This is a genomic window from Rhodoferax sp. (assembly GCF_010365055.1).
Classification (GTDB): Bacteria; Pseudomonadota; Gammaproteobacteria; order Burkholderiales; family Burkholderiaceae_C; genus Rhodoferax.
Genome location: NZ_JAAFHA010000132.1, coordinates 1 through 7310 on the forward strand (window position 1 = coordinate 1; position 7310 = coordinate 7310).

Here is a 7310-nt window from a genome sequence, read left to right on the forward strand (position 1 = left end):
ATTGCTCTATGGTACGGCGGCAGTGGTGCCACACTGGCCTCTTTTTAGCCTACGAACACAACCTCACCGCCTCCCGCAGCCACTCCTGGCTCATGATCTACGCGCGTGCAATACAGGAAAATCTCCGTCGCCCATGGTGAGTGTGATCACCTAATTTGATGGTCCGATGTTCACATTCGGCGATGGCCAATTGACGTGAAATTTTGATAGTAAAACGCCGCCAGCCTTCAGAGCTCGCGGCGTTTTACATTAGTAGACGAGATCGTTCAGAAGGGCTCGCAGTCGGTGATTGTGGATGGATGCGACCGGACGATATTGTTGGCCTGGTAGTAGCGATAAATCTGGTTGGCATAGCGTGTTTCAAATATCTGGAACACCGCTCCGAGGAAGTCAAGAATCTCAACGGCAGCTTCGTCAGAAAGTGGGGGCAATGGTATGCCGTTCTCTGGTAGACCGTTCATGGTGGACTCTCTCGATGATCAGCGGGCAGCAGCGCGGCGCTGGGTGGGCAAAGTGGGTTGTGCAAACACATCCAGGTAAAGCTTCTCATCGAGCACAGGCAAGTCGCGTTGCGCGGCGGCGGCGAGCAGTTCAGCGGCCATGGAGGTCAGGATGCGGTAATTGCCGGCGGCGTGATCGCATAGGGGTCTGGCGCAACTGCGGCGTCATCAGGCTGGCGTTGCCTGCCCCTGCGAGCAAATGATCGAGGCACGCCAGCAGCTCATCGCGGCTGGCGAACTCGGTGGCCAACCGGGTACGGATACGGCTGCCCAGAGGAATGAGTTCTTCGCGGCGCAGTTTCTCGATCAGCCTGGCATCGCCGGCAATGACGATGCACAGCAGCGGCTGGGAATCGAAGCGGGCACTGGCCAGCAGGCGCAATTCGGAAAGCACTTGCGGCGTCATTTCCTGCGCTTCATCGATCAACAGAACCGGTCGGCAGCGGCTCGATTCGAGATGGGCAAACCAGCGCTCGCGTAAGGCCTTGAAGCCGCCCCAGCGATTGCTTGGTCGCAACGGCACCGCAAAGATGTCGCCCAGCTCGCGATAGAAATCGGCCATATTGCTCTGCGGGTGGTTGATGGCGCCAACGGTAATGTCCGGCTGCTTTTTAAGGCGTTCGGCAAGCAGGCGCAAGACGATGCTCTTGCCGCTACCCGGATCGCCGTGGATCATGGCGAAGCCGCCCTCGCGGATCTGCGCATGTTCGATGCGCCAGCAGAAGTTCTCGATCTTGGCTGGCACATAGATCGCCTCGGTTGGCAACTCCGGGGAGAATGGATTCCATTTGAGCCCGTAGAGGGCGAGTAATTTCTGATTCATGCGGCACTCTCGTCATTGGTGGGAAGATAGGCCGGTGGCACGCCCGTGGCGGCATAGTCGGCCAGCAGTTCGGTCAGCAAGGCTGGCAGACTCTTGGGCAGCAGCGGTGACAGATCGGCCGCCACCGGGGCCAGCCGCCGGCGCTGGCCGTTGGCATTGGCGGACTTGTCGAGCGGCTTGACCGGGCACAGGATGGCGCCGGTGCGCGGATCGACCAGATCGACCCGGGACAGATCCCAGCGGGGATAGCGCAGATGGACTTGTTCAAAGTGGCGATAGCGCGACGGGATCTCGTAGCGCGCACCTTCGAGGCTGACAGTGCCGTCGGAGCGGCGCTGCCGGCGTACCACTTCGATGCGGAAGACGGCAGCGAGCACGGCGCTCGAAGGACATGGGCGCGCCACGTTCGGGCCGGCAAGATAGTGCGCCAGCGGCGTGGCGTCGATTTCCGAGTGACGCGTGCGGTGGTACTCTTGCTCGCACCAGGCCTGGGTCGCCAGATTGAGCGCATCAATGGTGAGGTTGGCTTCGCCTTCGAGCATGGCCATCAGGCGGCCTTCGACCCGTCCCCAGAATGATTCCTGCTTCGCGTTTTGATACGGCGAATAAGGGAGCGTGGTCTGGTGCAGCACGCTCAGTGCGGCTAAGCCGGCGGTAGTTTCCTCGGCCAGCATGGCGGCGCCATTGTCGGTCATCAGGGCGCGTGGCAGGCCGCGTTTCATGAAGGCCTGGCACAGGCTGTGAATCAGGCTTTCGGCCGTTTCGTCGAGATACCATTGCAGATGGCAGACCAGACGTGAGCGGTCGTCGATCACGCCCATCAGCATCGGCGTCACCCAGCTCCCCTGGCGCGTGAGCACCTTGCGGGAACCATGATGGAAGTCGAGGTGCCAGAGGGCGCACACATGATCCACTTCGAAACTGCGCACTTCAAGCCGTTCCAGTCGGTCGCGTGCGGCAAGTGCGCCGGCGGTCGCGCGTTTGGGCCGGGCCTGGCGGAACATGCCCTGTGCTTTCATATAGCGCCGGACAGTGGGATAGGAGGCGATCGCGGTGTCGCTGCCCTTGAGGGCGGCGCAGAGGTTATCGAAGTGCAGCTGGACGGTCCAGCCCGGATGCTCCCGATACTGAATGGTCAGGGTGTCGATGACCAGCGGCGTCAGGCTTGGAAAGCGGCTGACGTCGCCGCGCAGGCGATTCTTGAGGGCAGCCACTGGATCACTGGCTTTGCGCGCCGCGTAGTACCAGCGCTCCATGGTCGACATGCCGAAAACGATATCGAGCCCGGATGTCGGATGACGCCATGTCTTGGCTGCGAGCAGCCGCAAGGCGCCGTCCAATTCTCCGGGCGCAGGCGGCGCGGCCAGCAAGGGGCCAATGATCGAGAAGCGCAGCCGCGCGAAAGCATCGCGTTTGACCGGATCGGTTATTGCATTCAAAAAGAGCTCCCAATGATGCGCTGCCGGCGGCAGTGCTGATGGGAAGTCAGCTTACAAAACCCCACAAGAATTGGCTATTGGCAACCTCTGCGGGTCATGCGTGCCCCTCCAATAGCGTGATCATTGGCGCACCGTCAAGGGGGTGAGAAAGGCCAGTAGCCGCATCATTGATTCCGCCGCCGGGCCGGTAAAGCGCTCGGTCAGGCTGACCGGAAGCTCGGTCGTCGCCACTGGAGGCATGAAGCGGGCGCAGTTGGCCTGCCAGAGCGGCGTTGCTGGGAACAATTGAACCCACCAGGTTCGCCAGCGCAAAATAGTCCGGGCAGGAACGGCCAGCGTCTTGCACAGTTGCGCTGCCGTTGCTGTCGGCCCGGCGCGCCGGGCCGACAGCAACACCACCACCAGCGATAAATACACGCGCCGCCCCAGAAAACGCACCGACATGGCCGTCGAGCGCTTGCGGCACCGGCTACAACAGAAACTGAAACGCGATGCGTAGTCAGCCCGGACCTCGATCGGGCAACCACGGGGTTTACGTGGATAGTCGGCTTTGTGGAGGACACCGCCACACGGACATTTCCCGGCGAGCGTTTGCGCAGCCAGATCAATGTCAATTCGTAACAGTAATTGAAAAAACTTGGGGTCTTGCAGGAGGATATGGCACACTTGGATCGTCTCGAGTCTTCGTAAAACAAGAGACTGCCCCAAAAGGTTCGTTTGTTCAAGTGCCTTGAGGGGTACTTTCCCCTTCCCATCGCGCTACTTGATCAATTCAGTAGCAAACGCCATCACGATCCCTGAACGTACTCATCCAACGATTTCGATATTGCGTATCACCGCATCCTGCACCAGTTCACTATTTAGAAAACCGATTTCATCCAGGTCAGCCGTGTAGCGATCAATACGCTCGATTGCCTGCAAGATGTGCCCAAGGTAATCTGGGACTCGAAGGCTTTTGGTCATACCGGCATTGCCTCGGCAAGAACAAGATTGCGGAATTTCTCAGGCAGTGCCTTTGGGGTGAGTACATCGACAGACACCCCCAGCAGACGCTCCAACTTGACCTGAATGGCTGCGACATCCATCAAAGTGGTCTGCGGTGTTGGGTCAATAATAATGTCAAGATCGCTCTGCTCTGTGTCCAGTCCATGAAGAACGGAGCCAAACACCCGTGCATTGCAGGCGTGATGGGCCGCAACCACGTCACGAATGGCGGGACGGTTTGACTGAAGAGCTTCAGATGGTTTCATGGTTTCTCCTACATTTAAATCCGGTTTCATTGTATTCTGCTTGGACTTTAGATGCAACAATAAAATCCGGTTTTACTCCAAGATGACGGGTGCAGGATTTTGGGGCCTAAAACACACTCAAATCCGCATACCCCATGTTTGTTGCTCGGTGGGAGCGCCAACACCAGCATGCAGCGCGTCGCCGCCATAGAAGGTCAGTGCGAAGCCATGAAGGCGCAGCAGCCTCAGAAGGTCGGAATTAAACTCGGTCATCTTGCACTTAAGCCAAGGTCGAATTGAAACGTTGTTTCGCGTCATTCACCGCAGGCGTCACCACTGTGAGCAATTTCTGTCCCAATCCAAGAAGCAATCCAAACTTCACACACACCCATGCGCCCGACACGAACAGGGTATGGCTCTGCACCAACACCTGATCGACAGGCGTTGCCACCATCCATGAGTGTACTTGCGTCAGAAAGAAGTCGTGCTCAGGGCCGACCAGAAGGCCGCCAATAACAGCCCAGGAACCGACGAAAAGTAGCATGGCCGTCCATCCACCAGAAGCTATTGCCACGTCCCGGACGAACCGAAGGATGCGAGCCTTCGCGCCTTCACCGCAGAAGTGTGCCCTTATGGCCGTCACGCTTGCCTGCTTTACTGCGCACTGCGCACTGTTGCTGGTCATCTTCATTTCAAGGCCCCTTTGTCGTTTTTCTTCATCTTTCGGCCTCGGCATCAGTCAGTCGAAAAACCGAGTAGTCCGCGCTCATGCCTGAGCGCGTCGGTGCGAAAATGACCGTGTGTCCGTTGTCCTCGGGGTCGAACTTGAATTTCATCGGCAGCGTCGTCGTGCAATTGCTGATGATCGTTGCTTGCAAATATTCCGGCTTGTTTGCAAACTGAGCCATCAGCTCACCCATTGCGGCTGACTTGCCGGTGCGCGGCTCATGGGTGGACGGGTCGAACGTTGCAGTGTGGCCGAAAATAGGCGGCTTGTTATCGTTGGTCATGGCGTCATTCCTTCGTCGTCATTGTTTTGAGGCAGGGTTTTGCACTTGTATATGCAGGGCGGTCTCAAGGTCCAAGTGCAACAAAACACCTAAATTTTGCATGAGTCATAGTCTTCCGTTTATCTCTTGACATCAAGGACAAGCAGCAAAGCTGCGGCTTCGCCGTCCTTGACCCCAAGCGATAAACGTAAATTATTGTTTTTATGCAAAAATACCTCTCTCACCAGATTTAGCTGTGGTCAACCACAGAAGCGAAAGCCGGGTGTCGTTTCAAAATGGGCGTGTGAAACGCAAGTTGCGCCAATGTTTTCTTAGCGGTCGCAAGTGAGGCTTCCCAACGCCCGAGATCGTCCACAGTCACGGCAGTAGAGCCGCCACACAGTTTCCGACTGACGCTATCGCGCCGCGCCTGCGCTCCCTCGTAATCATGGATCGCCACTTTCACGTCGGGCGCTTCCAACGCGGTGTAGTAATGGTGTTCTTCGATGCTGTGCAACCGTGCTCTACGTGGTGCCGGGGATGCATCAGTGCTCAAGACTTCATTTGTCATGCAATAACTCCAAAAAATCGGATTTTGTTGTGGATAAACACAGCCAAATTGGGATAGCCGTAATTTTTTATCATGGCTCCATTCCGTTATCACTGTCTTGGACTGGATTGGTTTGTTTCAAGAATCTGTTCAGCGTCTGGGTGGCAATTGACCAAGAATGACATCATTTCAGTGGCATCCTTCTCCATGTAAAACCTGACCATGTTTTCATTGAATTCCTGCGCCTTTGCTGCGGGGACGCTGACAGCATCAATGCCCGCCGACATCAAAATGCCATTCATCATGAAACGGGACGTGCGTTTGTTGCCGTCAAAAAAAAACTGCTGCAAAGCACCGAACAGGAAAAAGGCGGCAGCTTTCTCGAAGGGTTGCTGCACGTCGCTTTGAAGCGCTTGCAGGCCACTGGCAAAGACACGATTCAACTCTGGCGCACCCGCCACGGTTGCCAGCGGCGTGTATCGCCCCTGTTCACCCAAACCAACATCCGGCGTGTAGCCTGTCTCTTTACCTTCGCCTCGGAAGTGCCCCCACTCCAGCGCTTCATTGTGGGCAACAAGACTATGCAGCTCAGTAAACGTCGCTTTGCCCAACGAGAACTTGCCAGTCTTCACCAGAGCCAAAAGATGCTTGGAGCTTTCCGCTAGGTTGAGAACTTGCTCTTGGTCAGAGATTTTCCGACCGCCGATAGTCACGCCATCGAGCAGGGTTTTGACCTCGGGAAAGGTGAACGGGTTTCCTTCTAGGACGGACGCATCCCAAACGAACTCGGGCAGCATGCGATGAAAACGGAAGGCCACCCGCTCGATGGAGTGCGTCGGCACCGCAGCGGGCACAGCGAGCCTGTCCCATCGAAAGCCTAAAGCAGAAAAGAGTTCCATATATTTCCTTGTTCCCACAATGTAATCCGGTTTCATTATATTGGGACAAACCAACTATTGCAACAATAAAATCCGGTTTTACTACACAATGTCAGGCGTAGGATTTGGAGCCAAAAACACACTCAAATCCGCATACCCATTACATTAAGGCGCAAGAATGGAAAACACCAATCAGTCTAAGTCTCATGCTGTTTTTAATATTAAGCTACACATCGTATTTGTAACCAAGTACAGACGCAAGACGTTGACGCCTGAGTTGTTGGATTACCTAAAAATCGCGTTCTCCGAGTGTCTCGCCGCATGGAATTGCAAACTTGTTGAATTCGGCGGCGAACCTGACCACACCCACTTGCTGGTTGACATCCACCCAGCCCTCGATATTTCGGTGTTGATCAATAACCTCAAGACCGCCAGCGCCCGGCGTACCAGGAATCGGTTTGCAGAGCATTTGGCAGATTTCTATCGCAAGCCGTTGTTCTGGCATCGGGCCTACTTTGTGGGCAGTGTGGGCGGAGCCACGCTGGAAACTGTGCGAGCTTATGTGGACGCTCAGGGAACCGAAGAACATGTGAGAAAAGCCAAAGCAAAGGCAAAGACCAACAGCCTCCGCTAGACCCCCTCCTGGCGATTCGGCTCACGCCTTAATGCCGCTACGCGGCCACCTCGCCTAGCAGGGGGAATGCGCGGATTTGGTGTTCAATGGGCGAGGCCAAGGAATTTTTTGAGCGTGAGTACCCGCAATACGCAAAGTAATTGAATGCAAAAAAGCCTCACAAACAATAATTTATTTGTGAGGCTTTTTAGGACGCTTGATCTGCCCAATCCGTCATTGGATTTTTTTTCCTTCCAGTAGTCGATCATGACTATAGTCCTGGTAAGGT

Annotated in this window: 13 protein-coding genes; 1 reads left to right on the forward strand and 12 read right to left on the reverse strand. The window is 55.9% G+C overall.

Annotation, left to right across the window (positions count from 1 at the left end):
- Positions 1-266 precede the first annotated feature (266 nt).
- The 12 genes from GZ093_RS19025 to GZ093_RS19080 form a co-directional block, all read right to left on the reverse strand.
- Positions 267-461 carry a hypothetical protein gene (locus GZ093_RS19025; protein ID WP_296489123.1) on the reverse strand — a complete coding sequence of 65 codons (195 nt, stop codon included), beginning with the start codon at positions 459-461 and terminating at the stop codon, positions 267-269.
- Positions 462-479: 18 nt separating this feature from the next.
- Complete coding sequence (locus GZ093_RS19030) at positions 480-602, reverse strand: hypothetical protein (RefSeq protein WP_296489125.1); 123 nt, start codon at positions 600-602, stop codon at positions 480-482.
- Positions 592-1323: an ATP-binding protein gene (locus GZ093_RS19035; RefSeq protein WP_296489127.1), complete on the reverse strand. Its 732-nt coding sequence runs from the start codon at positions 1321-1323 to the stop codon at positions 592-594. The genes GZ093_RS19030 and GZ093_RS19035 overlap by 11 nt, the downstream gene beginning before the upstream one ends.
- Entirely contained in the window at positions 1320-2762 is a 1443-nt protein-coding gene (locus tag GZ093_RS19040) for a DDE-type integrase/transposase/recombinase (RefSeq protein ID WP_296489129.1), read from the reverse strand. Before GZ093_RS19040 ends, GZ093_RS19035 begins: the two co-directional genes overlap by 4 nt.
- 120 nt (positions 2763-2882) lie before the next feature.
- Positions 2883-3206 carry a hypothetical protein gene (locus tag GZ093_RS19045; RefSeq protein WP_296489131.1) on the reverse strand — a complete coding sequence of 108 codons (324 nt, stop codon included), beginning with the start codon at positions 3204-3206 and terminating at the stop codon, positions 2883-2885.
- A 363-nt stretch (positions 3207-3569) separates the two neighbouring features.
- The gene (locus GZ093_RS19050) at positions 3570-3725 is read right to left on the reverse strand and encodes a HepT-like ribonuclease domain-containing protein (RefSeq protein WP_363261124.1); all 156 of its coding nucleotides are present in this window, start codon (positions 3723-3725) and stop codon (positions 3570-3572) included.
- Positions 3722-4012 (reverse strand): nucleotidyltransferase family protein, encoded by a 291-nt coding sequence (locus tag GZ093_RS19055; RefSeq protein ID WP_296489133.1) that lies wholly within the window; start codon positions 4010-4012, stop codon positions 3722-3724. Before GZ093_RS19055 ends, GZ093_RS19050 begins: the two co-directional genes overlap by 4 nt.
- Positions 4013-4129: 117 nt before the next feature.
- Positions 4130-4264, reverse strand: coding sequence for a hypothetical protein (locus GZ093_RS19060; RefSeq protein WP_296489135.1), 135 nt, complete (start codon positions 4262-4264; stop codon positions 4130-4132).
- Between the two features lie 7 nt (positions 4265-4271).
- On the reverse strand, positions 4272-4682 hold the full coding sequence (locus GZ093_RS19065) for a hypothetical protein (RefSeq protein ID WP_296489136.1): 411 nt from the start codon (positions 4680-4682) through the stop codon (positions 4272-4274).
- A gap of 25 nt (positions 4683-4707) precedes the next feature.
- Positions 4708-5001 (reverse strand): hypothetical protein, encoded by a 294-nt coding sequence (locus GZ093_RS19070; RefSeq protein WP_296489137.1) that lies wholly within the window; start codon positions 4999-5001, stop codon positions 4708-4710.
- 229 nt (positions 5002-5230) lie between these two features.
- Positions 5231-5551: a hypothetical protein gene (locus GZ093_RS19075; RefSeq protein ID WP_296489138.1), complete on the reverse strand. Its 321-nt coding sequence runs from the start codon at positions 5549-5551 to the stop codon at positions 5231-5233.
- 89 nt (positions 5552-5640) lie between these two features.
- Positions 5641-6429, reverse strand: a complete 789-nt coding sequence (locus tag GZ093_RS19080) for a Fic family protein (RefSeq protein ID WP_296489140.1) — start codon at positions 6427-6429, stop codon at positions 5641-5643.
- A 157-nt stretch (positions 6430-6586) separates the two neighbouring features.
- Here GZ093_RS19080 and tnpA point away from each other — a divergent pair, with 157 nt between their 5' ends.
- Positions 6587-7042, forward strand: coding sequence for an IS200/IS605 family transposase (gene tnpA, locus GZ093_RS19085; RefSeq protein ID WP_296489143.1), 456 nt, complete (start codon positions 6587-6589; stop codon positions 7040-7042).
- Positions 7043-7310 lie beyond the last annotated feature (268 nt).

What these genes read in the sequence shown, in the direction of transcription:
- GZ093_RS19070 (WP_296489137.1), bottom strand. Translation starts at nt 5,001, where the DNA reads ATGACCAACGATAACAAGCCGCCTATTTTCGGCCACACTGCAACGTTC.
- GZ093_RS19065 (WP_296489136.1), bottom strand. Translation starts at nt 4,682, where the DNA reads ATGAAGATGACCAGCAACAGTGCGCAGTGCGCAGTAAAGCAGGCAAGC.
- GZ093_RS19035 (WP_296489127.1), bottom strand. Translation starts at nt 1,323, where the DNA reads ATGAATCAGAAATTACTCGCCCTCTACGGGCTCAAATGGAATCCATTC.
- GZ093_RS19030 (WP_296489125.1), bottom strand. Translation starts at nt 602, where the DNA reads ATGGCCGCTGAACTGCTCGCCGCCGCCGCGCAACGCGACTTGCCTGTG.
- GZ093_RS19050 (WP_363261124.1), bottom strand. Translation starts at nt 3,725, where the DNA reads ATGACCAAAAGCCTTCGAGTCCCAGATTACCTTGGGCACATCTTGCAG.
- GZ093_RS19055 (WP_296489133.1), bottom strand. Translation starts at nt 4,012, where the DNA reads ATGAAACCATCTGAAGCTCTTCAGTCAAACCGTCCCGCCATTCGTGAC.
- GZ093_RS19025 (WP_296489123.1), bottom strand. Translation starts at nt 461, where the DNA reads ATGAACGGTCTACCAGAGAACGGCATACCATTGCCCCCACTTTCTGAC.
- tnpA (WP_296489143.1), top strand. Translation starts at nt 6,587, where the DNA reads ATGGAAAACACCAATCAGTCTAAGTCTCATGCTGTTTTTAATATTAAG.
- GZ093_RS19045 (WP_296489131.1), bottom strand. Translation starts at nt 3,206, where the DNA reads ATGTCGGTGCGTTTTCTGGGGCGGCGCGTGTATTTATCGCTGGTGGTG.
- GZ093_RS19075 (WP_296489138.1), bottom strand. Translation starts at nt 5,551, where the DNA reads ATGACAAATGAAGTCTTGAGCACTGATGCATCCCCGGCACCACGTAGA.
- GZ093_RS19060 (WP_296489135.1), bottom strand. Translation starts at nt 4,264, where the DNA reads ATGACCGAGTTTAATTCCGACCTTCTGAGGCTGCTGCGCCTTCATGGC.
- GZ093_RS19080 (WP_296489140.1), bottom strand. Translation starts at nt 6,429, where the DNA reads ATGGAACTCTTTTCTGCTTTAGGCTTTCGATGGGACAGGCTCGCTGTG.